General features: G+C 71.0%; 22 protein-coding genes. 3 read left to right on the forward strand and 19 right to left on the reverse strand.

The features are described from left to right. Positions 1-22: 22 nt before the first annotated feature. Positions 23-1,123, reverse strand: coding sequence for a sensor histidine kinase (locus ABD366_RS11970; RefSeq protein ID WP_324771921.1), 1,101 nt, complete (start codon positions 1,121-1,123; stop codon positions 23-25). A gap of 146 nt (positions 1,124-1,269) precedes the next feature. On the opposite strand from ABD366_RS11970, the gene ABD366_RS11975 reads away from it, so the two are divergent. Continuing rightward, positions 1,270-1,548 (forward strand): hypothetical protein, encoded by a 279-nt coding sequence (locus tag ABD366_RS11975; protein ID WP_324771920.1) that lies wholly within the window; start codon positions 1,270-1,272, stop codon positions 1,546-1,548. Between the two features lie 90 nt (positions 1,549-1,638). Further along, positions 1,639-2,301 carry a hypothetical protein gene (locus ABD366_RS11980; RefSeq protein ID WP_324771919.1) on the forward strand — a complete coding sequence of 221 codons (663 nt, stop codon included), beginning with the start codon at positions 1,639-1,641 and terminating at the stop codon, positions 2,299-2,301. Positions 2,302-2,319: 18 nt separating this feature from the next. Here the strand turns inward: ABD366_RS11980 and ABD366_RS11985 are convergent, their stop codons facing one another. The 6 genes from ABD366_RS11985 to ABD366_RS12010 form a co-directional block, all read right to left on the reverse strand. Next, a complete protein-coding gene (locus ABD366_RS11985) occupies positions 2,320-4,677 on the reverse strand; it encodes a glycosyl hydrolase family 95 catalytic domain-containing protein (protein ID WP_324771918.1) in 2,358 nt (785 codons plus the stop codon). Between the two features lie 66 nt (positions 4,678-4,743). After that, positions 4,744-6,075 (reverse strand): glycoside hydrolase family 27 protein, encoded by a 1,332-nt coding sequence (locus ABD366_RS11990; RefSeq protein ID WP_324771917.1) that lies wholly within the window; start codon positions 6,073-6,075, stop codon positions 4,744-4,746. A 26-nt stretch (positions 6,076-6,101) separates the two neighbouring features. Then, positions 6,102-6,953 (reverse strand): carbohydrate ABC transporter permease, encoded by an 852-nt coding sequence (locus ABD366_RS11995; RefSeq protein ID WP_324771916.1) that lies wholly within the window; start codon positions 6,951-6,953, stop codon positions 6,102-6,104. Positions 6,954-6,958: 5 nt separating this feature from the next. Next, positions 6,959-7,951: a carbohydrate ABC transporter permease gene (locus tag ABD366_RS12000; RefSeq protein ID WP_324771915.1), complete on the reverse strand. Its 993-nt coding sequence runs from the start codon at positions 7,949-7,951 to the stop codon at positions 6,959-6,961. A 5-nt stretch (positions 7,952-7,956) separates the two neighbouring features. After that, a complete protein-coding gene (locus ABD366_RS12005; protein ID WP_324771914.1) occupies positions 7,957-9,225 on the reverse strand; it encodes an ABC transporter substrate-binding protein in 1,269 nt (422 codons plus the stop codon). Positions 9,226-9,286: 61 nt separating this feature from the next. Further along, complete coding sequence (locus ABD366_RS12010; RefSeq protein WP_324771913.1) at positions 9,287-10,441, reverse strand: ROK family transcriptional regulator; 1,155 nt, start codon at positions 10,439-10,441, stop codon at positions 9,287-9,289. Positions 10,442-10,514: 73 nt separating this feature from the next. On the opposite strand from ABD366_RS12010, the gene ABD366_RS12015 reads away from it, so the two are divergent. Then, entirely contained in the window at positions 10,515-12,602 is a 2,088-nt protein-coding gene (locus tag ABD366_RS12015; protein ID WP_324771912.1) for an alpha-galactosidase, read from the forward strand. 2 nt (positions 12,603-12,604) lie between these two features. Here the strand turns inward: ABD366_RS12015 and ABD366_RS12020 are convergent, their stop codons facing one another. The 12 genes from ABD366_RS12020 to ABD366_RS12075 form a co-directional block, all read right to left on the reverse strand. Continuing rightward, complete coding sequence (locus ABD366_RS12020; protein ID WP_324771911.1) at positions 12,605-13,333, reverse strand: aspartate/glutamate racemase family protein; 729 nt, start codon at positions 13,331-13,333, stop codon at positions 12,605-12,607. A gap of 81 nt (positions 13,334-13,414) precedes the next feature. Then, positions 13,415-14,905: an NCS1 family nucleobase:cation symporter-1 gene (locus ABD366_RS12025; protein WP_324771910.1), complete on the reverse strand. Its 1,491-nt coding sequence runs from the start codon at positions 14,903-14,905 to the stop codon at positions 13,415-13,417. Positions 14,906-15,146: 241 nt separating this feature from the next. Then, a complete protein-coding gene (locus ABD366_RS12030) occupies positions 15,147-16,655 on the reverse strand; it encodes an NCS1 family nucleobase:cation symporter-1 (protein WP_324771909.1) in 1,509 nt (502 codons plus the stop codon). 24 nt (positions 16,656-16,679) lie between these two features. Further along, positions 16,680-17,702, reverse strand: a complete 1,023-nt coding sequence (locus tag ABD366_RS12035; RefSeq protein WP_324771908.1) for a TIGR03842 family LLM class F420-dependent oxidoreductase — start codon at positions 17,700-17,702, stop codon at positions 16,680-16,682. A gap of 22 nt (positions 17,703-17,724) precedes the next feature. Continuing rightward, positions 17,725-19,131 (reverse strand): dihydropyrimidinase, encoded by a 1,407-nt coding sequence (gene hydA / locus ABD366_RS12040; protein ID WP_324771907.1) that lies wholly within the window; start codon positions 19,129-19,131, stop codon positions 17,725-17,727. A 25-nt stretch (positions 19,132-19,156) separates the two neighbouring features. Further along, the gene (locus ABD366_RS12045; RefSeq protein ID WP_324771906.1) at positions 19,157-19,999 is read right to left on the reverse strand and encodes a nitrilase-related carbon-nitrogen hydrolase; all 843 of its coding nucleotides are present in this window, start codon (positions 19,997-19,999) and stop codon (positions 19,157-19,159) included. Positions 20,000-20,110: 111 nt separating this feature from the next. Further along, positions 20,111-21,667 carry a PucR family transcriptional regulator gene (locus ABD366_RS12050; protein WP_324771905.1) on the reverse strand — a complete coding sequence of 519 codons (1,557 nt, stop codon included), beginning with the start codon at positions 21,665-21,667 and terminating at the stop codon, positions 20,111-20,113. A gap of 137 nt (positions 21,668-21,804) precedes the next feature. Continuing rightward, positions 21,805-23,094, reverse strand: coding sequence for an aspartate aminotransferase family protein (locus ABD366_RS12055; RefSeq protein WP_324771934.1), 1,290 nt, complete (start codon positions 23,092-23,094; stop codon positions 21,805-21,807). A gap of 195 nt (positions 23,095-23,289) precedes the next feature. Next, a complete protein-coding gene (locus ABD366_RS12060; protein ID WP_324771904.1) occupies positions 23,290-23,541 on the reverse strand; it encodes a helix-turn-helix domain-containing protein in 252 nt (83 codons plus the stop codon). An 89-nt stretch (positions 23,542-23,630) separates the two neighbouring features. Next, the gene (locus ABD366_RS12065; RefSeq protein ID WP_324771903.1) at positions 23,631-24,575 is read right to left on the reverse strand and encodes an FKBP-type peptidyl-prolyl cis-trans isomerase; all 945 of its coding nucleotides are present in this window, start codon (positions 24,573-24,575) and stop codon (positions 23,631-23,633) included. Between the two features lie 174 nt (positions 24,576-24,749). After that, complete coding sequence (locus ABD366_RS12070; RefSeq protein WP_324771902.1) at positions 24,750-25,412, reverse strand: response regulator transcription factor; 663 nt, start codon at positions 25,410-25,412, stop codon at positions 24,750-24,752. Then, entirely contained in the window at positions 25,409-26,566 is a 1,158-nt protein-coding gene (locus ABD366_RS12075) for a sensor histidine kinase (protein ID WP_324771901.1), read from the reverse strand. Before ABD366_RS12075 ends, ABD366_RS12070 begins: the two co-directional genes overlap by 4 nt. Positions 26,567-26,620: the final 54 nt, after the last annotated feature.

Here is a 26,620-nt window from a genome sequence, read left to right on the forward strand (position 1 = left end):
ACGGGGCCGATCACGGAGCCCGTCACTGCGCGGCCACGCCGAGCGCCGGGGTGCGCGGCTCCGCGTCCGGTGGTGCGCCGAGCGGCAGCCGGGCCCGTATCTCGAAGCCGCCGTTCTCCCGCGGCCCCGCGGACAGCGTGCCGCCGAGGGCGCCGACCCGCTCGCGCATACCGGTCAGGCCCGTGCCCTCGGTGACCGGCCGGGCCGGGGACGCCGAACCGGTGTCGGTCACGAGGACCGTCAACTCGTCCGCGCCGTGCACCAGTCGGACCTCCGCATGCGCCTCGCGGCCCGCGTGCCGTGCCACGTTCGTCAGCGCCTCCTGCACGATGCGGTACGCCGCCCGGTCCAGCGGGGCGGGCAACGGGCGCTCGTCGCCACTGACCGTGAGGCCGACCGAGATCCCCGCCGAGCGGGCGCGCTCGACCAGCAGCGCGGGGCTGCCGGTGGGTTCGTCCGTACGCAACACGTCCAGCGTCGACCGCAGTTCGCGCATCGCCTCACCGCTCGCCTCCTGAATGGCGAGCAGCGCGGGAGGTATCTCCTCGCCGCGCTTGCGCGCCAGGTGGACGGCGACCCCCGCCTGTAGCTTGACTATCGAGATGCTGTGGGTCAGCGAGTCGTGCAACTCGCGTGCGATGCGCAGCCGTTCCTCCCCCGCGCGCCGCATTGCCGCCTCTTCCCTGGTCCGCTCGGCCTCCAGGGCGCGCTGCTCGGTCTGGTGCAGATACGCCTGCCAGTTCTTGTCGGCGAGCCCCGTGACGACCGCGCACAGGAACCAGCCGGCGAGCAGCATGCCGCGTGTCGCGGCGCCGTCCGTCGCGAGCGCGTCCCGGGTGATGTAGACGGCGAGGAACACGCCGCCGGTGGCCGCGGCCAGGCCCCGGTGCCCCGCCCGGGCCGCCGTGTGCATCGCGGCGAGGACGGGGAACGCCGCCCAGGGGCTGGGGTGCGCATGCACGACGTAGGCCACGGCCAGGGCCGCCGTGCCGAGCAGGACCGCGCGGGGCGCTCTGCGGTAGCCCGCCAGGGCCGCCGCGGAGGCCGTCATCAGCACATAGTCCAGCGGCGCCGCCCCGTCGTCGCCGAGCGCCGCGGCGAGGACCACGACAGCCCCGGCCACGACGGCGAGCGCCCCGTCCCCCAGATACGCGCGCCAGGGAGGAGGGGAGGGCGGCGCTCGCCCGGTTCGCCCGGCACCTCGCGGAGGGCACCCGGTCCACGGCGCCCGCCGAACCGGACCCCGACGCGCGCGCCGCGGGCGCCGCCATGGCCTCGCTGTCCGAGCCGTACCGGGTGCACGCCGCGCTGCACCGCACGTTCGACCGGATCGCCGTCCGCCCGCTGGACGTCCACACCCGCTGGGGCGACTCACCCGCGGACGCCGTCGACTTCCTCCTCTCGCGCGCCCCGGCGCGGCGCGTGCCCGCCTCGACGCGCGCCGTCCTGGAGGACTCGCTCCGCCCCTACGCGACCGCGCGCGGAGTACGGATGCGCGCCGGGGTGTGGCTGGTCACGGCCGTACGCCGGGACGATGCCGGTGTGTGATGCCGAGGTGACAGAAGTGGCGGTATCGCCGCACAGCAACTCATGTGAAACTGGCGTCCCTCACCCGCTGATACGTAAGGGACGTACGCCGTGCGTTCTCTCCCGCTGCCGGTCACCCTGACCGCCCGGCTGCTGCCGGTCGCCGTGCTCGCCTGTGTGGGCTGGGCCTGGTCGACGGGGCCGATGTCCGACTCGGCCGACAAGGAGAACAAGAAGGAGGCGGCGCCGCAGTCGTCGGCGTCGCACGAAGCCAGCGAGAGCGTGGCCGCGAAGACGTACGCGAAGCCGCCCGCGCCCTGCGGGACCGTGACGGCCAGAACCGTCTCCTCGCTCGTGCCGGGTGCGAAGACGGCGGGCAAGGAGCTCGCCGCGACCGACGAATCGGTGCGCCGCGGCTGCTCCTGGAGCGCGCTCAAGGAATACGACTACCGCTGGCTCGACGTGTCCTTCGAGGTGAAGAACTCCGACACCCTCGCCGAGCAGGCGTACAAGTCCGGGAGCGGCTCGGACGGCACCGCGCAGTCCATCGGGGACGAGGCGCGGCTGGCCACGAACGTCGTCACCAAGGACAAGCAGCAGACCCGCGAGGCCGTGGTCACGGTCCGCGTGGCCAACACGCTCGTGACCGTCACCTACAACGGCAGCGACTTCGAGTCCAAGGGCGCGCCGTCCGCCGACACCGTGAACAAGGGCGCCCTGCAGGCGGCACGCGACGCGGTCGCCGCCCTCCAGGCGTCGGGCAAGGACGCCTGAAGAGACGACGGCGGGCCGTCACCGGCCGTGCAGCGTCACCGCCTCCCCGGGCTTCAGGACCACGTCCCTGGTCTTCCCGGCGATGACGACCTCGGTCCTGCGTCCGCCGACGCTGCGGATGGTCGCCTTGCGGACGCGTCCCCGCTCCCACGCCATGTCGACCGTGAATCCGCCCCGCGCGCCCGCGCCGGTGAGTGAACCGGAGGCGGCCCAGGCGTCGGGAAGGGCGGGCAGCAGTTCGATGTGGCCGGGCCGGGAGTGGACCAGCATCTCCAGCATCGCGGCCGGGGTGCCGAGGTTGGCGTCGATCTGGAAGATGGCCCGGGTGTCCGAGACCCGGTACATGTCGAAGAAGTTCATCGCGGTGCCGGTGTCGGCCCCCGCCCAGGGCTGGAGGTTCGTCAGCAGCAGGCGATACGCCCGGTCCGCGTCCTTCAGGCGGGCCCAGCAGGCGGCTCGCCAGGCGCAGGCCCAGCCGTAGCTCTCCATGCCGCGCGAGACGAGCAATTCCCTTGCGCCCGCCAGCAGTTCCGGGTCGCCGGCGTCCGGGCGGATGCGGTCGCCGGGGAAGAGGTTGATGAGCGGGGAGAGATGGCGGTGGGTGGTCTCGCCGAGGTCGTCCGCGCCCATCCACTCCTCCAGGCGGCCCGAGCCGGGGCTGACGCGCGGAAGGTAGAGGCGCTCACGCAAGTCCCGCACGCGCGCCGCGTGTTCGGCGTCTCGGCCGAGTGTGCGGCACGCCTCCTCGTAGTGGCCGAAGAGGGACCACAGGAGTTCCTGGGTGTACGTGATGCCGCGGGCGTCCTGCGGGCCGTGTTCGGGCGACCAGTCGTGGTCGTCGATCAGGACCTCACGGCCGTCGACCGTGGTCGTGATCAGCCGTGCCTCCCAGAACTCGCATGCGCCCTCGAGGAGCGGCATGATCCGGGACAGGTAGGCGCGGTCCTGGGTGAACTCGTAGTGCTCGTGGAGGGATTCGCAGAGCCAGGCGTTGCCGGCCGGGTGCCACCACCAGCCGAGGCCGCCGTACGGGTTGGTGGAGAAGGCGACCGTCCAGCCGGCGACCTTGCCGCTGGTGTTGCGGTAGCGGTTGCGTGGGTCGTTGAACTGCTTCTGGGTGACATCGCTCCAGGCGGGGAGCTGAGCCAGGCAGTAGTCGGCGAAGGCGGGGAAGGTGTCGCCGAGGCCGGCCCGGTCGGCCAGCCAGTAGTTCATCTGGATGTTGATGTCGGTGTGGTAGTCGCCCATCCAGTCCGGGGTGTTGCCCTCCAGCCACAGCCCCTGGAGGCCCATGGGCAGGCCGTCGCGCGAGCCGCAGATCGTCAGGTAGCGGCCGAACTGGAGGTAGCTCGCCTCCAGTTCGGGGTCGGGCGCCGATCCGTCGGCGGCGCGTGCCTTCAGCCGTGACCAGGTGTCGAGCCTGCGCTGTCTGCCGCTGGAGCGGCCGAGGTCGAGGGTGAGGCGGTCGTAGCGGGAGCGGTAGTCGGCGACGTGGGTGTCCCGCAGGCGCGCGGCGGGTGTGCGGGCGGCGGTGAGGGCCTTGTCCTGGGCGAGGGCCAGGGGGTTCGCCGACGGGTCGCGGTATCCGGCGGCGTGGTCGGGCGCGTAGTCCGTGCCGCCGCTGATGACGAGGGTGACCTCGGTGCAGTCGGTGAAGGCGACGCGGGTGCCGGTGGCGGCGATCGTGCCGTCTCCGGCGGCGGTGACCGCGGCGGCGTAGCGCAGATCGTTGCCGAGGGCGGCGGAGAAGGAGGCGAGGTCGCGGTCCTTGTCGACGCCGGTCGTCTCGCCGTGGGTGCCGGAGAGGATCACAGCGCCGGTCAGGGAGCCGCCGCCGCTCTGGCGCAGGCGGATGACGATCGTGTCGTCGGGGGCGCTGGCGAACATCTCCCGGACGTAGCGAACCTTGTTCTTGGTGTACGTCGTGGTGACGAGGCCGTTGCTGAGGTCGAGGGTGCGGCGGTAGTCGGTGACGGCGGAGCGCTCGTGTCCGGGCAGGCTGACCATGACCCGGGCGAGGAGGGTGAAGCTGCCGAAGTCGTCGCGTCCGTACGGGAACTGGCCGTCGCCGTCGAGGGTGGTGTTGGCGCCGCCGGTCCACAGGGTGGCGTCGGTGATGTGCAGGAGTTCGCGGGAGGGGTCGGCGCCGACGAGGGCGCCGAGGCGGCCGTTGCCGAGCGGCAGGCCCTGCTCGATGAGGAGGTCCTCGTCGGCGGGCTCCGGGTACCACAGGGTCGTCGCCTCGTCGGCGGGGACGAGCGGCGAGGTGGCGGGGCGGTGGGGCGCGGCATGCGCGGTGAAGGCGGGCAGGGAGTTCAGGGCGAGAGCGGTGCCGAGTCCGAGGACGAGGCGCCGGGACGGACCGTTGCTGCTCATGTGCGGCTCCTTACACGAAACACGAAACACGAGATACGTAAGACGTCACCCGTACGCGGCTCGGAACTAGCTGAGCTTGATGAGGCGGGAGCCGTGCGCGGGGACGTCCGTCGCGGTCCAGGAGCGGGTGGCCGAGCCGATGTCCTCGCGGGTGACGACGTCCCGCAGCCGCTGCTTGCCGTGCACACCGGCGGGCTTGAGGTCGACGGTGATGTCCGTGGCCGTGGAGCCGAGGTTGTAGAGCGCGAGGTACGTGGCGCCGCCGACGCGCTTCGTCCACACCTGCGTGTCGCCCGCGCGCAGCTGCTTGGGCAGGACGGCCGCCTGGTCGACGGCGATGACCTCGGAGTTGGTGAGGATCGCCTTCGCCTTGTCGTCGAGGAACCAGATGTCGCCGCCGACGTAGAGCGGCGATGAGGCCATCGACCAGAACGTCATGACGGTCTGCCGCTCGGTGTCGCTGATGCCGTCCTGGAGACCGCTGCCGGTGTTGTTGTTGATCGGCATGGAGTCGAGGTCGGGGAGGTAGCCGGGGGCGCGGAGCTTGGGCAGCCAGTTCGGGAGGTCGGCGAAGCGGTCGTCGACGGAGCTGGTCCAGGTGCTGGTCGTCTCGCAGTAGCACTCGATGTCGGTGTCGACGCGGACGCCGTTCGCGTACGGGCGCAGGCCGTCGCCGGCTTCCAGGTCCACGGGCCAGGCGCTGGCGGAGAGCCACATGCTGCGGCCGCTGTGGTCGATCGCGGTGGACCAGGCCTTGATGTCGGCGACGTTGTCCTTGGTGACGCCGTCGATCTTGATGAAGTCGATGCCCCAGGACGCGTACCGGGCGACGATGGAGTCGATGTACTCCTGCGCGCAGGGGTTGCTGTAGTCGATCTTCCAGCTGCCGCCCCATTTGTTGGTCGGCGTCAGCGGCTTCACGGCTATGTCCTGCGCATGACAGTCGGTGCCGAGGATCGGGGCGTTCTTGTCGTAGACCTCCTTCTCCAGTCCGGCGGCGCCGTACAGGCCGAGCTTGAGGCCCTTGGCGTGCACGTAGTCGGAGAGGGAGACCATCCCGCTGGGGAAGCGTTCCTTGTCGGCGTCCGGGATGCCGTGGGCGTCGGTGTGGAAGTTCCAGTCGTAATCGAAGTTCCAGCCCGCGTCGATGTTCAGGTTCTTGTACCCGGCGGAGGAGAGCTTGCCGCTGAGCGAGTCGGCGGCGTTCTTGATGTTCCCCTCGTTCAGCCAGCGCGTGCCGTAGCCGTCGCGGGTGGCGGACTCCACGCTCCAGCTGCTCCAGCCCATGAACGGCTTGACGTACGGGGTCTTCGCCTCGGCGGCGCCGGACGGCAGGGCGAGCGCGAGCGGCAGCGCGCACGCGGCGGCGAGGGCGGCGCGGCGGGTGGTTCTGATCACTGGACGTACCTCCGGAGAAGGGGGGTTCAGGACTTGAGACCGGACATCGCGATGCCCTGGACGATGTGGCGCTGGGCGACCAGGAACATGACGACGAGAGGGAGGATCGCCACGGCCGTGCCCGCGAACAGCTCGGGCAGATTGACCGTCTGCGAGGTGAGGAAGCTGGAGAGGGCGATCTGCACGGTCCAGCTGCTGGGGTCCTGGCCGATCATCAGCGGCCACAGGAAGGAGTTCCACGCCTCGATGAAGGAGAGCGCCCCGAGGGAGGCGATCATCGTGACGGAGTTGGGCAGGATGATCCGCCCGTAGACGCCGAGGTAGCTGAGGCCGTCGATGCGGCCCGCCTCCTCGATCTCGGCGGGGAACGACAGGTAGAAGCTGCGGAAGAGGACGACGGCGAACGCGTTGAACAGGCCCGGCGCGATCAGGCCCCACATCGTGTTCACGCCGCCCATCGAGCCGACCACGACGAACGTCGGCAGGAACGTGACGGCCTGCGGGATCATCAGCGTGCCGACGATGAGGGAGAGCACGACCGCCCGTCCCGGTACGGCGATCCGGGCGAGCGCGTACCCGGCCATCGAGGCGAGCAGCGTCGACACGGGTGCCGAAATGACGGCGATCAGGAGGGAGTTGAGGATCGACCGGCCGAAGGGGCGCTCGGGGTTGTCGAACAGGGACGTGAAGTTGGACCAGCTCAGCGAGGACGGCAGCCAGTGCCAGTCGGTGGCGGTGACCTCCGGCGTCGTCATGAAGGCGTTGCGCAGCAGCATGTAGAACGGGATCAGGAAGACCACGGACATGAGGCACAGCGCCAGATACGTGGCGGCGGAGCCGAGGACGCTCCCTCGGTGACGGTTCACGGCGTTGTTCATGACGTTCAGTCCTTGTCGCGGGAGAACCCGAGGATCCGGCCCTGGAGGAGCGTGACCAGCACGATCAGGAGGGTGAGCAGGAAGGCTCCGGCGGAGCCGACGCCGTAGTCCTGGTCCTGGAGGGCGACGCCGTACAGGTGCATGAGGGGGGTGCGCACGGGTTCGCTGCCGAGCGAGGCGCCGGTGGAGAAGATCGCGTAGAACTCGTCGAAGGCCTGGAGCGCGGCGATGAGCATGAGCAGCAGGATCGCAACGGAGGTGTTGCGCAGCATGGGGAAGGTGATGCTGCGGAAGGTGCGCCAGGGGCCGGCGCCGTCGAGGGCCGCGGCTTCGTAGAGGTGCGGCGGGATGGACTGGAGCCCGGCGATGAACAGGATCATGTAGAGCCCGACCTGGAGCCACAGGCGCAGGGTGACGAGCACGATCCAGTACAGGGGCGGGCTCTGGGTCTGGATCCAGGGTGTGGGGTCGGCGCCGAAGAGTGCGCCGAGGGTGTTGGCGAGTCCGGACGGTACGCCGCTGAACAGGGCCATCTTCCAGATCATCGCGGCGGCGACGTAGCTGACGGCGGCGGGCAGCAGGAACGCGGTGCGGAAGAAGGCGCGACCGCGGCGGATCCGGTTGACGAGGACGGCGAGGCCGAGGGACGCGGCGAAGGTCAGCGGCACGATGAGCGCCGTGAACAGCACGATCATCGTCAGGGAGTCGCGGAACCGTTCGTCGCTCAGCAGCTCCCGGTAGTTGTCGAGGCCGACCCAGTTCCCCAGCGAGATGGTGCGGCGCGCCTCGCTGAAGCTGAGCAGGAAGCTCCAGCCGATGGCGACGTAGCGGAACAGGCCGAGGCCGAGCAGGATCGGAGCGGTCAGGACGGCGAAGGCGAGGGCCTTCGACTGCCGCTCGGTCAGCCGCCGGCGGCGCGGCGCCGGGGCGGGCGCCGGCCGGGCGGCATCGTGGTGCAAGGGGCTTTTGCGGGCGGGCGTGGTGCCGGTGGCGGTCACGGCGGTCAGCCCAGCTGCTTGTCGAGGTCGGACTGCGCCTTGGACTGGGCCTTCTCCAGGGTCTTCTCGGCGCCCGCGCCCTTCGCGATGTCGGCGGCCGCGGCGATGAACTCCGCCTGCATGGCCTGCGTCCACTCGGCCGGGAAGGAGATGCCGTTCTTGTTGGCGATGGCGACTGCGTCCTTGGCCGCGCCCTTGCTCAACTCCGGTGTCTTCGCGGCCACTTCGGACTGCGGCGGGACGTGGAAGCCGTACTTGACGGCCCAGTCGATCTGGATGTCGGCCTGCTTGACCCAAAGCCATTCGAGGTACTTCTTGGCCTCGGCGACATGCTTGCTCTTGGAGTGGATCGCCTGCGTCCAGCCGCCGAGCCGGGCGACCGCCTTGCCGGAGGCGTCGTACGAGGGCCAGGGCACGACCCCGAAGTCGTCGCCGAGGGCCTTCTCGACGGCGGGCAGTGCCCACAGACCGCACCACTGCATGGCGGCGGCGCCCTGGTTGAAGGCGCCGGGGTCGTACCAGTCGGTGGTGAAGCCGAGCAGCACCGACTTGTCGGCGTGCAGGTCGCGCAGGCCGCCGATGGCCTTGGCGGCGTCGGCGTAGACGACTCTCTTGCCGTCGATCAGGTCGACGCCCTGCGACCAGGCGAGGAGGTAGGGGCTGTCGCCGATGCCGTCGTTGCCTATGAAGAGGCCCTTGGCGCCGCCGGTCGTCAGCTTCTTCGCCGCGTCCGCGAGTTCGGCGAAGGTGGTCGGCGGGGTGACGCCGGCCTTCTTCAGCAGCGACTTGCGGTAGTAGAGGACCATGACGTCGTCGATGGTCTTGATGCCGTAGAGCTTGCCGTCGACGGTGAGGTAGTCGAGGTCCGCCTTGTTGAACCCGTCCTTGGCGGCGCCGTACACGTCGTCGAGCGGTTCGAGCTGCCCCTTGCGGGCCATCTCGGCGCGGAAGTCGCCGAGTTCGAAGATGTCGGGGGCGTCGGCGCCGAGCAGCGCCGCGTTCAGCTTGGTCTCGTACTGGGAGACGTCCGCACCCCACACCACGTTGACCGCGATGTCCGGGTTGGCCTTCGTGAACTCCTCGGCGTACCGCTTCACCGCGGCCTGGGTGCCCTCCTCCCCGTACTGGTGGTACCACTGCGTGAGCGTGACCTTGGCGCCTTTGGCCGAGGCGGTCTCCTGCGGGTTGCTGGAGCAGGCGACGGCGGCACCGGCGACGAACAGCAGGGACGTGCCGAGAAAACCCCGGCGGGACAGGGCGGAACTGACAGGCATGACAGGGTCCTTCCGGGGACGGAGACGTGCGGGGGCTTCGACTTCGGGGGGCTGGAACGGGTCAGGCGGCGAAGAGGGACTGGATGCTGACCGCCGCGGCCCCGCGCGCCCATTCCTCCCAGGGCAGCGGGCGCACGACGAGCGGGCAGCGGGCGGCGGCCCCGAAGGCCTGGGTGGTGAACGCGGCACGGATCTGCTCCTCGAACAGGTCGTACGCGGCCACGCCCTCACCGGAGACCACGACCCGCTCGGGCCCCACGAGGTTGACCATGGCGGCGAGGCCGAGCCCGATGGCCGCGCCCGCCTCGTCGAAGACGGCCCGGACGGCGGCGTCCCCGCTGTGCGCGCGGTCGATGGCCCCGGCCATGTCGAGCCCGGGGTCTTGGGCGGCCTGCCGGGCCCGGTCGACGATGGCCGCCTCGGAGGCGATCGCCTCGACGCAGCCACGGGCGCCGCAGTGGCACGCGGGCCCGTCCCCGGCCGCGACCGGGATGTGCCCGATTTCGCCGGCGACCCCGTAACCCCCGGCCACCAGACGGCCGTTGACGACGAGCGCGCAGCCGATGCCGACGCCGACCGTGGCGAGGGCGAAGGAGTCGGCGCCCACGCCCTCGCCGAACCACTGCTCGGCGACGGTGAGCGCCTTCACGTCGTTCTCGACGGTGACCGTCAACCCCGTTGCCTCGCCGACCAGTTCGGCCAGGCCCACGGAGCGCCAGCCGAGGAAGGGTGAGTACCGCACGACGCCGCCCGGCCGGTCCACGTCGCCCGAGACGGAGACCCCGATGTGGTGCGTCCGTCCGGCGTGGGCCGGGACCAGCTCCGCGACGAGCGCGGCGATGGAGCGGACCACTTGGGCCACGGACCGGTCGGAGACGGGCATCCGGTGCGCGGCGCGGACCTGGGCCCGTAGGTCGGTCACCACGCCGATGAGTTCGTCGGCCGTGACCTTGACGCCGACGAAGAACTCCCGGTCGGCGCGGACCGCGAGGGGGTGCGCGGGACGCCCGGCGCCTTCGACGGTTCGCGGACCCTGCGGGAGTTCCTCCAGGTACCCGGCTTCGATCATCGGCTTGACCGCCTTGGTGACGGCGGCGGAGGAGAGGCCGGTGATCCGGGCGATCTCGGGGCGGACGACCGGACCACGCGTGAGCACTGTCGTGAACACCGTGTTGGCCGCCGGGGACGCGAGCAGCTTCGCTCGGTTCAGCAACATGGGGGAAACGTAGGGGCAATAATTTCCTTCGTCAATATTTAAATTCAGGGAGTTCGGATCTAGGCTCCCGCTCATGTCTCAGGTGTCCCACGGCTCTCCGGTGTCCGACGGCTCTCCGGTCTCCTACGACGAGCCCAGTCGCACGTTCCTGCTCACGACCCCCGCCACCTCGTACGCGCTGCGCGTCGGCCCGGACGAGGGGCCACGGCATGTGCACTGGGGCGCGCGGCTCACGCTCGCCCAGGCCGCCGCACTGCCCACGCACTCCGGACTGACCAGCAGTTTCGCCTCGACGAGCGGGGAGGAGCTGGGCGTTGAGGGCGGGCCCCGGTTCGGGGTGCCGTCGCTGCTCGTGCGGTACGCGGACGGGGCGCGCGGCGTCGAGTGGATGCACGAGGGCCACGAGATCGAGGGCGGCCGACTGCACGTACGGCTGCGGGACCGGCACTATCCGCTCGGCTGCACACTGCACTACACGGTCCACGCGGACAGCGACGTCATCGAACGCTCCCTCACGCTGCGGCACTTGGGGACCGACGACCCCATCGAGATCCTGCGCTGCGACGCCGCGAGCTGGTCCGTGCCCGCCGCGTCCGGTGCGCGACTGAGCCACACGGTCGGCGAATGGACGGGCGAGACCCAGCTGCGGCGCACCGAAGCCCCGTACGCCGAGACCGTGTTCACCAGCCGGCGCGGCGTCTCGGGGCACTTCGCGAACCCGTGGCTGATGGTCGACGCGGGAGACGCGGACGAGACCCGCGGCGACGTGTGGAGCATGGTCCTCGCCTGGTCGGGGAGTTGGCGGATCACCGCGGCGCGCGATCACACCGGCGGCCCGCTCACGGTCACCGGCGGCGCCGGGCACGACGGCCTCACCTGGCGGCTGCAACCGGGCGAGAGTCACGAAACCCCGGTATTCGCGGGCCAGTTCAGCACGGGCGGGTTCGGCGCGACGAGCCGCGGCTGGCACCGGTACGTCGCCGCACACGTGCTGCCGCGCCCCGACGAGGTGCGGCCCGTCGTCTACAACAGCTGGGAGGCGACGGGCTGGGACGTCACCCTGGAGGGCCAGCGGGCCCTGGCCGAGCGGGCTGCCGGGCTCGGCGTCGAACTGTTCGTGGTGGACGACGGCTGGTTCGGGCGGCGCACCAGCGACCGGGCCGGCCTCGGCGACTGGCGGCCGAACCCCGAGCGGTTCCCCCACGGGCTCGGCCCGCTGGCCGAGGAGGTGCGGCGGCTCGGGATGCGCTTCGGGCTGTGGGTGGAGCCGGAGATGACCAACCCGGACAGCGATCTGTACCGGGCGCACCCCGACTGGGTGCTGCACATGCCCCACCGCCGCCGCACCGAGCTGCGCAACCAGCTCGTCCTCAACTTCGCCCGCGCCGATGTCGCCGAGTGGGCGTACCAGTGGCTCGACGAGCTCGTGGCGACGTACGCGGTCGACTTCCTGAAGTGGGACATGAACAGGGCGTTCACGGAAGGCGGTTGGCCGGGCCACCCCGACGCCGAGCGACTGTGGAGCGACCACACGCGCGGTGTCTACGCGGTGCTCGACCGGCTGCGCCGCGCCCATCCGGCCCTGCGGATCGAGGGCTGCGCGGGCGGTGGCGGGCGCGCCGACCTCGGCATGCTGGCCCGTACCGACCAGACGTGGATCTCCGACAACACGGACGCCTACGACCGCATCGCCATCCAGCACGGCTACAGCCAGGTCTATCCGGCCCGCACCATGTCCGCCTGGGTCACCGACAGCCCCAACCCGCACACCGCCCGCAGCGCGCCGCTCCCCTACCGCTTCCATGTCGCGATGGCCGGCGCGCTCGGCATCGGCGGCGACCTCTCACGCTGGACCGAGCCCCAACTCGCCGAAGCACGCGACCTGGTGGAGCTCTACAAGGAGATCCGCCCGGTCATTCAGTTCGGCGAGCAGTACCGGCTCGTGGACGCCGTGCAGTACCGCTCCGAGGACCGGGTCGTGGTCCTCGCCTGGGGCCACGACCGGGCCCTGCGCCTGGCCGGCCTCTCCCCTTCGGAGGTCTACGTCGACGACGCCACCGGAGTCGAGCACGACGCGGCGACGCTGCTGACGCACGGCCTGCCGCTGCACCTGCCCAGGGGCGACCGGCCGAGCACGCTGGTGCGACTCACCCGCAAGTAGCGTCAACCGGCTGCATGTAGTGGCCAGTTGACGAACTTCTTGGTACGCGGCGGCGCGTACGTACGCACCTTGGACGTCGTGAGCCCGAGCCGTACGAGCGATTCGGCGACGGTCACGGCGGCCGCGACACCGTCGACGACGGGGACGCCGGTGCGCTTCTTGACCCGTTCGGTGAGTTCGGCCATGCCGCCGCAGCCCAGGCAGATCACCTCGGCGCGGTCGTCCTCGACGGCGCGCGCGGCCTCCTCGACGATGGCCTCGACCGCGGCGTCCGGGTCGCGTTCGAGGTCGAGGACGGCCATGCCGCTGGCCCGCACGGAAGCGCACCGGTCGGTGAGTCCGGCGAGCTTCAGCCGGTCCTCGATGAGGGGCACGGCCCGGTCCAGGGTGGTGACGACGGAGTAGCGGTGCCCGAGGTACTGGGCGGTGGACGCGGCGGCCTCGGTGATGTCGACGACCGGCACGTCGAGGAGTTCCTGGAGGCCCTCGCGCCCGTGCTCGCCGTATCCGGCCTGGATGACGGCGTCGAACGGTTCGGGGTAGGCGCGGACCGTCTCCATGACGGCGATCGCGGCCAGGTAGCTCTCGTAGTTGCCTTCGACGGACTCGGCGCCGAACGCCGGGGTGAGCGCCACGATCTCGGTGCCGGGCGCGGCGACGGACCGGGCCTGCGCGGCGATGGCGTCGGTCATCGACTCGGTGGTGTTGACGTTGCAGACGAGTATGCGCATGGCGGTGGGGGTGCTGCTTTCTGTGCGGCGTCGCGGCCCCGACCAGGGCCGTCGGCGTGGGTGTTGCAGAGGCCGGAAGGTTCAGACGGCGTCGACCGCGATCGTCTCGCCGTCCACGTCCCGCGCCGTCCGGCTGCGGTCGGCGAGGGCCACGTAGAGCAGGGCGGCGAGGCCCGCGCCGATGAACCAGGAGAAGCCGGAGACGGAGGTGAAGGCGGGTGCGAGGGCGATGACGACGGCCACGGCGGCGGCGGGCCCGAAGGCGCCGATGGCCCGCAGGTGGAAGCCGGAGCGGTAGTGGTAGTCGCCGTCGGTGGCGGCGGTGTAGAGGGCGGGCACGTTGACGCGGGTCCTGCGCACCAGCCAGTAGTCGGCCATCACGACACCGAAGGCCGGGCCGAGCAGGGCGCCGAGCCCGCCGAGGAAGTAGTTGACGACGGTCGGGCTGTTGTAGAGGTTCCACGGCAGGATGACGAGGCCGATGACGGCGCTGACCAGCCGGGCACGGCGGAAGTCGAGCTTGCGCGGGAAGAGGTTGACCAAGGCGTAGATCGGGGCGACGAAGTTCGCCAGGAGGTTCACGGCGATGGTCAGGGTGATGAAGGCGAGCGAGGCGAGCACCATCAGCGGCGTGCTGGGAATGGTGGCGACGATGTCCTCGGGCCCGGTGACGACGTGCCCGTCGAGCTTGAACTGGCCACCGGAGAGCACCACCACGATCCCGGCGAAGAAGAGCATGTTGAGCGGGATGCCCACGAGGTTGCCGACGACGATGGCGCGGCGGCTCTTGGCGGAACGGGTGAAATCGCAGAAGTTCAGGACGAACGTGCCGTAGATGACGACCCAGAGAGCAGCGCTCTCGAAGATCTGGCGCCAGGCGTCGACGCCGGTAGGCGCATTGCCGGTGGAGACCGCGATCGACAGGTCCGTCTTGCTGAGGATCCAGACCGCGAGGCCGCACATCGTGATCAGGATGGCGGGCGCGGCGAACGCCATGTACTTGCGGATCAGCTCCATGCCGTAGCTGACGATCACGACCTGGACGGCCCACAGCGCGACGAAGGTGATCCAGCCGAGCGTCGACAGGCCCAGGATCGAGTTGTGGTCGAGGGAGGCGGCGCCCGGCGCGAGCTTCTTGACGACCGCGCGCAGGACGGACGCCGCCAGGTAGGTCTGGATGCCGAACCAGGCGATCGCGACGGCCCCGCGCACCGCCGCGGGCAGCTGGGCGCCCCGGGTGCCGAAGGAGATCCGGCTCATCACCGGGAACGGGACGCCCGTTTTGTGCCCCATGTAGCCGGAGAGCGTGAGCAGCCCGAACAGCAGCGCCGAGGCGATGGCGAAGGCGATGAGGATCTGCCAGACGCTCATCCCGAGTGCGAAGAGACCCATGGCGAAGGCGTAGTTGCCGAGGCTGTGCACGTCGTTGCCCCACAGCGTGAACACGTTGTACGCGCCCCAGCGCCGCCCTTCCCTGCGGGTGGGGGCGAGGTCCGGACTGTAGAGACCGGGACTGGTCCCGTCCGGCCCCGCGGCAGCGGCTGTGGAGGTCTGTTCGTGCACGGCGACCATGACGCGCTCCTAAGTTCGAATGCGCTCAACTCGCCCTGGAAAACGGGCATTTGAGCACACACCTCCGCGAGAGCGACGCTGCGCTCCGACGTCTTTGGTATACCAATACGGCGTGCGGAGGGCATCCGTCAATGGAACGCGTCCTGGGGATTCGTGAGGGAAACGTGCAGTACCGCTCGCGGGACCGCGTCAGCGCACGACCCGCCGTGTCGACCTGACAGACCGCGGCATACCGGGAAACTCAGCGCCGTGGCGGCCTGACGGACATCAGCCCCACGTACACGAGCAGCGACGTGCCGAGCCCCACCGCCCACCCGTAGTCCGCGAGCGGCTTCAGGAGCGGGATGATGCCGTCCACCGGGAACGGGCCCGCCTTGTTCCCGTCGGCGTCGAGCGTCGAGTACGAACCGCCGACCGCGAGCACCCCGCCAAGCAGGAACGCGACGACGGCCCGCCAGTTCCAGCCGCCCGAGTACCAGTACCGGCCCCCGGCCACGTACAGGTCCGCCAGGTGCAGCACAGTGCGGCGGATGATCCAGTAGTCCGCGATCAGAATCCCGGCGACGGTCCCGAGCAGGCCGCCGACCACACCCAGCCACGTGAAGATGTACAGCTCGGGCGTCGACGTCAGTTTCCACGGCATGACCAGCACCCCGACGATGCCCGTGATGATCGCGCCCGTACGGAAGGTGATCAGCTTCGGGGCCAGGTTCGCGAGGTCGTACGCGGGAGAGACGACGTTCGCCGCGATGTTCACCGAGATCGTCGCCACGAACACCGTGACCAGCGCGAACAGCAGCCCGAAGACGCTGTCTGTCTTGCCGGCCAGCGCGACCGGGTCCCAGATCGCCACGCCGTACACCTTTTCCGAGCCGGCCGTCACCAGGACCGACATCAGCGCGAACAGGGTCATGGTCGTGGGCAGGCCGAGCGTCTGCCCCCACACCTGCGCCCGCTGCCCCTTGCCGAAGCGGGTGAAGTCCGGAATGTTCAGCGACAGCGTCGACCAGAAGCCGATCATGCCCATCAGGCCGGGGAAGAAGACCTTCCAGAAGTCCGCGCCCCAGCCGACCTTCGACGGCTCGTGCAGCAGCGGCCCGAAGCCGCCCGCCTTGTTCGCGATCCAGATCAGCAGCACGAACGCGCCGACGAGCACGAACGGCGCCGCCCAGTTCTCGAACCGGCGCAGGGTGTCCATCCCCCGGTAGATGATGGCGAGTTCGAGCACCCAGAAGACGACGAAGCACAGCCACAGCGTCCACGGATAGCCGCCGATCTTCGCCGCGTCCGCCCAGCCCCCGAAGATCTTCCCCAGGAGTACGAAGATGCCCTGGCCGCCGATCCACGTCTGGATGCCGAACCAGCAGCAGGCCACCGCAGCCCGTACCATCGCGGGCAGATTCGCCCCGCGTATCCCGAACGAGGCACGGGCCAGGACCGGGAAGGGTATGCCGTACTTCGGCCCGGCGTGCCCCGTGAGCAGCATCGGAAGCAGCACGATCACATTGGCCAGGGCGATGGTGAGCACCGCCTGCTTCCAGTCCATGCCGAGCGCGACCAGGCCCGAGGCCAGCGTCCAGGACGGGATGCAGTGGGCCATGCCGATCCACAGAGCCACGAAGTTGTACGTGGTCCAGCGGCGCTCGGCGAGCGGAACGGGGCGCAGATCCTCGTTGGCGTAGCGGCTGCTCCCCGGGAAGGCGTCGGCCCCCAGGTCGGCCGCGCGGACGGGCGGGGCGGTGTCGGTCATGGGCAGTCCGTTCTACGAAACCGTTCAGGCGTCGAGCACTGGGATCACGTCCCGGCCGTACCGGTCGATCACCGCCTCCTTCGCGTCGTGCATGGCGTACACCGCGAACTGGTCGACGCCCAACTCCCGTAGCGCACGCAGCTTTTCGACGTGTGCCGACGCCGGGCCGATCAGGCAGAAGCGGTCCACGATCTCGTCCGGCACGAACGCCGTGTCCGGGTTGCCGGAGCGGCCGTGGTGCGCGTAGTCGTACCCCTCGCGCGCCTTGATGTACTCCGTCAGCTCGTCGGGGACCATCCCGGAGTGCGCGCCGTACTTGGACACCAGGTCCGCGACGTGGTTGCCGACCATGCCGCCGAACCAGCGGCACTGTTCACGGGCGTGCGCGAGGGCCTGCGGCGAGTCGTCCTCCGTGACGTACGCGGGCGCCGCCACGCAGATCTTCACGTCGGCCGGGTCCCGGCCCGCCGCCACCGCCGCGTCGCGTACGGCCTTCACCATCCACTCCGTCAGGAACGGATCGGCCAGCTGGAGGATGAAGCCGTCGGCCTCCTCACCGGTCATCTTCAGGGCCCTGGGCCCGTAGGCGGCCATCCAGACGGGCAGTTCGGCGCCGTCCCGCACCCACGGGAAGCGGACCACCGAGCCGCCGCCGAGGTCCGCCTCGTCGCCCCGGCCGAGCGCCCGGATCACCTTCATCGCGTCGCTGATCCGGGCGAGGGTGTTCGGCTTGCGCCCGGCGACCCGCATCGCGGAGTCGCCGCGCCCGATGCCGCACACGGTGCGGTTGCCGTACATGTCGTTGAGCGTCGCGAAGGTCGAGGCGGTGACCTCCCAGGTGCGGGTCCCCGGGTTGGTCACCATCGGCCCGACGATCAGCCGGTCCGTCTCGGCGAGGATGCGGCTGTAGATGACGAACGGCTCCTGCCACAGCACGCACGAGTCGAACGTCCACCCGTGCGTGAACCCGGCCCCCTCCGCGCGCTTCATCAACTCCACGACCCCCGAGGCCGGCGGGTCGGTCTGCAGGACGAGTCCGAAATCCATGAGGGCCCCTTAGCTCGGTTCTTCAGTTCAGGTACTGACACGTGCCGCGCGGGGTGTACGCACCGTGCCCGGCACGCCCCGTGAACTCCCCTTCACTGACGACGAGTTCACCGCGAGAGAGGACCGTCTCCACCCGTCCGGTCAGCCGCTTGCCCTCGTACGCGGAGTAGTCGACGTTCATGTGGTGGGTCGCCGCGCTGATGGTCTGCTCGGCGGCCGGGTCGTAGATGACGATGTCGGCGTCCGCGCCCGGCGCGATGGTCCCCTTCTTCGGGTACAGGCCGAACATCCGGGCCGGGGTCGCGCACGCGATCTCGATCCAGCGGCGGCGCGTGATGTGCCCGTCGACGACGGCCTGGTGGAGGAGGTCCATCCGGTTCTCCACGCCGGGCATCCCGTTCGGGATCTTCGAGAAGTCGCCGCGCCCGAGTTCTTTCTGACCCGTGAAGCAGAACGGGCAGTGGTCGGTGGAGACGACTTGCAGATCGTTCGTGCGCAGGCCGCGCCAGAGCGCCGCCTGGTGGTCCCTGGGCCGCAGCGGGGTCGAGCACACGTACTTCGCGCCCTCGAAGTCCGGCTCGGCGAGGTTGTCCGTCGACAGGAACAGGTACTGCGGGCAGGTCTCGCCGAAGACCGGCAGGCCCTCGTCGCGGGCGCGCGCCAGCTCGGCGAGGGCCTCCTGCGCGGAGACGTGCACGACGTACAGCGGCGCCCCGGCGACCTGCGCCAGCTTGATCGCGCGGTGTGTCGCCTCCGCTTCGAGCAGCGCCTTCCTGACCTCACCGTGGTAGCGGGGGTCGGTCTCCCCGCGGGCGAGCGCCTGCTGCACGAGGACGTCGATGGCGATGCCGTTCTCGGCGTGCATCATGATCAGCCCGCCGTTCTCGGCGGCCCGCTGCATGGCGCGCAGGATCTGCCCGTCGTCTGAGTAGAAGACACCCGGGTAGGCCATGAACTGCTTGAAGGAGGTCACACCCTCCCCGACCAGCAGGTCCATCTCCTTGAGCGTCTCGTCGTGCACATCGGAGACGATCATGTGGAAGCCGTAGTCGATCGCGCACTGCCCGTCGGCCTTGGCGTGCCAGGCGTCGAGGCCCTCGCGCAGGGTGTGCCCGACGCTCTGGATGGCGAAGTCGACGATCGTCGTGGTGCCGCCCCAGGCAGCGGCGCGGGTGCCGGTCTCGAAGGTGTCGGCGGCGAACGTGCCGCCGAACGGCATCTCCATGTGGGTGTGCCCGTCGACGCCGCCCGGGATGACGTACTTCCGGCTCGCGTCGAGGGTGCGCGCGTCCGTCCAGGACGCGGCGGTGTCGCTGCCGCTGGCCGCGAGGGCCACGACGCGCCCGTCCTCGACGAGGACGTCGGCGTGCATCTCGTCGGCGGCGGTGACGACGAGACCACCGCGGATGACGGTACGGACGGCGCTCATGTTCTCCTCCAGGGGCGGGACGGAACTACGGGCGGGTCAGCGGCTCGTAAGCCTGCGGGTTGCGGTCGCGGTAGAACTGCCAGCGGTCGCGGACCTCGCGCAGTTTGGCGATGTCGAGGTCTCGGACGACGAGTTCGGGTGCCTTGTCGTCGGCCACCTCGCCCACGAACTGCCCCTCGGGGTCGACGAAGTACGAGGTGCCGTAGAAGTCGTTGTCGCCGTACTCCTCCACGCCGACGCGGTTGATGGCGCCGACGAAGTACTCGTTGGCGACGGCGGCGGCCGGCTGCTCCAGCTGCCACAGGTAGCGCGAGAGGCCGCGGCTGGTGGCGGAGGGGTTGAAGACGATCTGCGCGCCTTCGAGGCCGAGCGCGCGCCAGCCCTCGGGGAAGTGCCGGTCGTAGCAGATGTAGACGCCGATCTTCCCGACGGCCGTGTCGAAGACGGGCCAGCCGGAGTTGCCGGGCCGGAAGTAGAACTTCTCCCAGAATCCCTGGACTTGGGGGATGTGGGTCTTGCGGTACTTGCCGAGGTAGCTGCCGTCGGCGTCGATCACGGCGGCCGTGTTGTAGAGGACGCCGGGCTGCTCCTCCTCGTACATGGGCAGGACGAGGACGATGCCGTGCTCGCGGGCGAGGTCCTGGAAGCGGCGCACGATCGGCCCGTCCGGGATCGCCTCGGCGTACTCGTAGAACTTCGCGTCCTGGACCTGGCAGAAGTAGGGGCCGTAGAACAGTTCCTGGAAGCAGAGGACTTGGGCGCCCTGCGCGGCGGCGTCACGAACGGCCTGTTCGTGCACCTTGATCATGGATTCCTTGTCACCGGTCCAGGCGGTCTGGAAGATCGCGGCGCGGATCACGGGGCTCATCGGGACCTCCGGCTGAGGGGGGTGCGCGGTGTGCCCATGACGATAGGAATCCCGGCCGCGTCGGCCGAGTCGCAGCGTGTCACGTCCCCGGCCCGACCGCGTTCCACCGTGTCACGTTCCGCGCTGGGCGTCGTGCGCGAGGAGGGCGATGTGCACGGACGCGGCTTGCTCGAAGTCGTCGAGGGCCACGCCGAGCAGCGTCTCGATGGTCTCCAGACGGCGGTAGAGGGCGGGACGGCTCATGTGGTGGAGCTGGGCCGTACGGGACTTGTTGCGGCCGGTGGCGAGGTAGGTGCGCAGCACGGGCAGCAGCGCCTCGGCGTCGTCGGCGCACAGCAGCCCGTCGAGCTCCCGCTCCGCGAAGGACTGCACGCGCGGGTCGTCACGCAGGAGCCGCACCAGACCGCGCAGCCGTACGTCGCGCAGGCGGACCACGGCCGGCAGGCCGGGCGGCGCCCCGGCGACGGCCTCGGCGACGTGCAGCGCCTCGCGCAGCGCCTCGGGCACGTCGTCCCAGCCGGTGCGGGCGGGCCCGGCGGTGACGACGGCCCGTGCTCCGGTCTCGGCGCGCAGGCGGGCCGCGAAGTGGGCGGCGAGCGGGTCGGCGGCCTGGTCGCGGGCGAGACTGAGGAGGACGGTGGTGGCGTTCTCGGCGAGTTCGGCGATAAGGCCGGACAGCCCCAACAGCCGCAGTACGCGCTCCACTTGAGCCGGTTCGAGGTCACGTACGACGAGCGGGACGAAGGTGCGCAGGTTCACCGGGAGGCCGGCGGCTCTGGCCCTGGGCAGCAGCTGCCGGGCGGGGACGACGCCGGAGACCAGGTCGGCGAGGAGGCACTGCGCGGACTGCTCCTCCCAGCTCGCGGCGGAACCGGCCAGCATGCGGTGGAGCACGAGCGCCTCGGCGGCCCGGGCGGCGAGCAGCCGCCCGGACGCGCCGTCGCCGCGGTATCCGCACAGCACGACGGAGCCCCAGCGTTCGCCGCGTCCGCCGAGACCGGCCCTGACCCAGCCCTCGCCGTCGATCTCGCCCGGCTGCCGGGCGATGCGGTCCCAGTCGCGCAGCACGTCGTCGACGGCGGGCCGCTCCCCCGCCGTGGCGAGGACACGGTGGGCCAGATTCGTGACGACGACCGGGCAGGCGCTGTGCGCGGCGATCTCGTCGAGCAGGCTCTGCAGCGGGGCACCTGCGGTGATGAGTCCGGTGAGCGCGGTGCGGATCCCCTCGGAGAGGCTGACCGCGGCGTACTTCCGCCGGACGAGCCGGGACTGCACCTCTTCCGTCAACTCGGCGAAGGGAAACGGCCGGTGGAGCACGACCATCGGCAGCCCGTACCGCTCCGCGGCGCGCCGCATGTCCTGCGGCGGCGCCGGGAAGGCACGGCCGAGGCCGAGGACCAGGGCCGCCGCCTCGGCCCGGTACAGGGACTCGATGTACGCGGTCTGGCCGCGGACGTCGCCCGCGAGCAGCACGCCGGTGGTGAGGATCATCTCGCCGCCGCTGAGCATGACCCCCACGTCTGCCGCCTCCGCTACGTGGACCCATCTGACGGGGTTGTCGAGGTGGTCCGCCGCCGCGATCACCTCGGGGTCGCCTGCCGCGATTCTGTCCAGGGCCAGAATCTGCCGTACCGACAGGGCGTATTCCCGGGCGGTCTCGAGGGTCATGGGGCGTCCTCTCCTGATCGGGTACGCGCCGTGGGGGCACCCGGTTGTCGGCCGACCGCGGATCCGTCGTGGCTGGTCGCGCAGTTCCCCGCGCCCCTGGCGGGGCCTCACGTCCCTGCGCCCATCGGAGCCCGCCCCTACGAGAACTCTCGCAGCGCCCGGTCCAGGATCGTCGCGCCCTCCTCCGCCTCCGCCACCGTCAGGGTCAGCGGTGGGGCGATGCGCAGGACGCTCGTGTCGTGGCCGCCTCCCTTTCCGATGAGGAGGCCGGCGGTGCGGCAGGCCTCCAGGACGGCCGTGGCGGCGTCCGGCGCCGCCTCGCCCGTGGCGGGATTCGCCAGTTCGACGCCGATCATGAGGCCCCGGCCGCGTACCTCCCGTACTCCGGGCGCGTGCGCGGCGATCGCCCGCAACCGCTCGATGAGGAGGCCGCCGACGCGGCGCGCGTTGCCCTGGAGGTCGTGTTCCAGCAGGTAGGAGAGGTTGGCGAGGCCCGCGGCCATCGTGATGGGGGAGCCGCCGAACGTCGAGATCGAGTTCGCGTCGAGGCAGTTCATGACCTCGGCCCGCGCCACGACGCCGCCGACCGACATGCCGTTGGCGATGCCCTTGGCGAAGGTCAGGATGTCCGGCGGCCCCGACTGCGCGTGCGCCTGCCAGCCCCAGAAGTGGTCGCCGGTGCGGCCCCAGCCCGTCTGGACCTCGTCGGTGATCCACAGGATGCCGTGCTCCTGGAGGATCTCGCGGAAGCGCGCGTACAGGCCGTCCGGCGGCGAGGTGAAGCCGCCGACTCCCTGGACGGGTTCGGCGATGAGCGCCGCCACGTCGCCGCGCGTCTGGCCGAGCATGTCCCGCAGGTCCGCCACGCAGGCGTCGGTGAACTCGGCGTCGGACAGGTGCGCGTACGGGCCCCGGCCGCGGACGCCGCCGTGCACGTACAGCGTCTGCAGCGGGGACAGGCTCGTCGGCGACCAGCCGCGGTTGCCGGTGATGCCGACCGCCGAGAAGGAGCGGCCGTGGTAGCTGTTGCGCATCGCCAGGACCTGGTTCGAGCGGCGGTACGCCGTGGCGAGCAGCAGCGCCGCGTCGTTGGCCTCGGTGCCCGACGTGGTGAAGAAGACCCGGGCGTCCGGGATGCCCGAGACCTGGGCGATCCGCTCGGCGAGTTCGACCATCGGGCGGTTCAGGTAGAGCGTGGAGGAGTGGATGACGCGGCCCGCCTGTTCGGCCACCGCCTTGGTGACCTCGGGCAGGGCGTGCGCGGTCATCGTGGTGAGGATGCCGCCGAAGAAGTCGAGGTACTTCTTTCCCTCGGCGTCCCAGACGTGGCGGCCCTCGCCGTGGGTGAGCTCGATCGGGTCGGCGTAGTACAGCGCCAGCCAGTCCGGCAGAGCGGCGCGGTGGCGGGAGTGCAGATCGGGGGTCAGCACGGCGGCGGTGTCCCTTCGTCGGTCGGCACGGCTCGGGATCTACGCCCGTAGACCCGGCCGTAGAGGGACGAACGTAAGCCCACCCGTAAGGCTTGCCAAGACCATCGTCAGCAACCCGCTGGATCGATTCTGTTTCGCACCCTTGCGGGTGACCTCCCCGCCCGTACCTTCAAAAGCACGTGCCGCGGACGCTCAGGCGGGCACCAGGGCGCAGCTGACCACCAGCTCGTCCATGGACAGACCCAGCTCCCGCGCGATGGCGGCGATGGTGAAGAACGTCGGCGTCGGCGCGCGGCCCGTCTCGATCTTGCGCAGCGTCTCCACCGAGACACCCGCGGCGGCGGCCACCTCGGTCATGCTGCGCCCGAGCCGCGCCTCGCGCAGCAGCCGGCCGAGACGCTCGCCACGTTCGCGCTCTTGCGGGGTCAAAGGGGTTCGCACCATGCCACCAGAGTACCCCGGAAACCCATTCCAATACCGTATAGAAATACCGGTGCGGCTTCGGTGGTCCTGGGGCTCCGCGGGCGGCTGTCTCAGCGGTCCTGGTGGTCGAGGACGTCGATCACCCAGAAGATCGGATGCTCGGAAGGGGCGGCGATCCCGCCCTTCGTCGCTGTGAATCCCTTGCGGTACTGCGCGGGCACGGCGACCCGCAGTCTGCTGCCGACGCGGGTGCCTTTCAACGCCTCGTAGAGCCCGGGCGGCAAGGCGTCCTTGCTGAGCAGCATGCCGCTCGGGCCGGTGGCCGCGTAGGTGCGGCGCAGTGGTTTGTCGCGGCCCCAGATCCACGTCCCGTACTGGGCGACGGCGACGTCCCCGTCACCCAGTACGGGCCCCTTGCCCTCGACGAGCACGCGGACGTCGAGCTTGTCCGGCGTCCCCGTGCCCCACCTCCCCACAGTGGGCGTGCCTTTGGGGCCGGTGAACGACACCGACGGCGCGGACCCGGTACCGACGCCCGGCGCCTTCCGCTCCGGCACCCGCTGGTCGACGCCGTAGCCGCCGACCAGGTCGAAGACGAGCACCATGTGGTCGCCCGGTCCGACCCCGGCCCGCGCCCTGCCGTGCGGGCCGACGCCGCTCTTCGACGGGGCGACCATCAGGACGCGGCTGCCGCCCTTGCGGCCGAGAAGGGCCTGGCCCCAGCCGCGGAAAACGCGCTCGCCGCCGAAGGAGACGGTCGTCGGCTGGAGCAGACCCCAGGACGACACGAGCTTCCTCTTGCCCTCCCAGACCTTCATCTCCACGTCGGTGACGGCGACCTGCCCCTCACGCACCTCGGGCCCCGTGCCTTCGCGCAGCACCGTCGTCCGGCCCTGCTCGGGGGCCGGCAGGTCCGGGATCGTGATCTCGGGGCGGTCGCCGAACGCGCCGGTCACCTCGGGAACGTTCGTGGGCTCCGACGCCGTGCACGCGCCGGCGGCCAGGGCCACGACAGCGAGCGCGGCGGCGGCGCGCAGGGCGGGGGCGAGGGGCACGGTGTCCTCCTGAGGCGGTGGGGGCTGCCAGCGAGCGTCGCCGCCGCCCGGCCTCCACCGGCGCATCCGCGCTCCGACACACCGGGCGCCGTACACCCCATGGGCGTACGGCACCGGTGTGCCGCGGCCGGGGCCGGCCCGGCGGCGTCGCGTGCGCCGAGCTGGCGGGCCGGCTCAGGAGGACGGCGCCACGAGCCCCAACTCGTACGCGGTGATGACCAGTTGGACGCGATCGCGCGCGTCGAGCTTGGTGAAGAGGCGTGCCACGTGGGACTTGGCGGTGGCGACGCTGATGACCAGCTCCTGGGCGATCTCCTGGTTGGAGCGGCCGAGCCCGATCAGCGTCAGCACCTCGCGCTCCCGCTGCGTGATGCCCTCGGCGGACCGTGGCGAGCGGGCCGCGGCGGGCCCAGGGCGGCCGACGAAGTCGGCGATCAGGCGGCGGGTGACGCCGGGGGCGATGAGGGCGTCGCCCGCGGCGACCACACGGACCGCCGCGAGGATGTCCTCCAGTCGCATGTCCTTGACGGCGAACCCGCCCGCGCCGGCCCGCAGCGCGCCGTACACGTACTCGTCCTCGTCGAAGGTGGTCAGCACCAGGACGCGGCTGCCGGTGCCCGCGGCCGTGATCTGCCGGGTCGCCTCGATGCCGTCCGTGCCGGGCATCCGGATGTCCATCACGACCACATCGGGGCGCAGGCGCGCGGTCAGCTCGACGGCCTCGGCGCCGTCGCCCGCCTCGCCGACGACCTCCAGGTCGTCCGTGTCGGAGATCAGGACCCTGAGCCCGGAGCGGACCAGCGGCTGGTCGTCGACGAGCAGCACCCGTACGGTCATCGCGCCGCCTCCGGCAGCGGGATCCGCGCCGCCACCCGGAATCCGCCCTCCGGCCGCGGCCCTGCGCTGAACTCGCCGTGCAGCAGGCTCACCCGCTCCCCCATCCCCGTGATCCCCATACCGGGCACGGTAGCCGAGGCGGCCGTCCCCGCGTCCGCGATCTCCAGGTCCAGCGCGTCGTCCGCGTAGGAGAGGAGGACGCGGCACGTGTCGGTGCCCGCGTGCCGGACCACGTTGGTCAGGGACTCCTGCACGATGCGGTAGGCCGCCAGGTCGATGTCGGCGGGCAGCGGTCGCGGCGTGCCTTGGTGGACGACCTCGACGTGGACGCCCGTGTCCCTGGCGGTGCTCACGGTGAGCCGGTCGAGGTCCGCGAGGCCGGTGGCGGGAGCGAGCGGCGCCGTCTCGTCCGGCTCGGCCCTGCGCAGCGCGACCAGGGTGCGGCGCAGCCCCTGGAGGGTCTCGCGGCTGGTCGTCTCGATGGCGCGCAGGGCGTCGCGGGCCTCCTTCGGGCGGGTCTCGATGACGCGGCTCGCGACGCCCGACTGGATCGCGATGACGCCCATGCTGTGGGAGACGAGATCGTGCAACTCCCTTGCTATTCGCAGCCGTTCGGCGGTCACGGCCTCGGCGACAGCCTGGTCGTGCAGGGCCGCCGCGTGCCGGCGCCGCTCCCCCGCGAGCAGGCCGACCATGCAGGCGACGAGCAGCACGAGCAGGGCGACGACGCCGAAGCCGATCAGGTTGTGCGGCTGCACGTAGAAGAGGATGGCGGCGGCCTGCGCGACGACGGAGAGCGCGATGCCCGTGATCCACTGCGGGGACGAACGGGTCGCCACGAGGCGGGCCAGCACCACGTCCGCCGAGACGAACGCCACCGCCGTCACCTGCCGTGAGTCGTCCCAGGGCCCGTGCGAGGGCTGGAGTGCGATCGCGAAGACGGTGCCGAGGAGCACCACGACGAGTGCGAACAACGGCGTCCGCGCCGCGACGCCCACGAGGAGCACGGCCGACAGCGCGACCCCGACGGCGCGCACCGACGGCAGCACCTCCGAGGAGCCGAACAGACACAGGGCCCCCGCCAGGGGGTACAGAGCGAGCCCGCTCCAGGCGATGACCCGTCGCGGCCGCGATCTTGCCTTCACACCATTCACACCGGTGAGCGTACGAGGGCCGGGTGCGCGGGGACATCGGCCCTCGGGATGCAT

This window comes from Streptomyces kunmingensis, from assembly GCF_039533535.1.
GTDB lineage: Bacteria > Actinomycetota > Actinomycetes > Streptomycetales > Streptomycetaceae > Streptomyces > Streptomyces kunmingensis.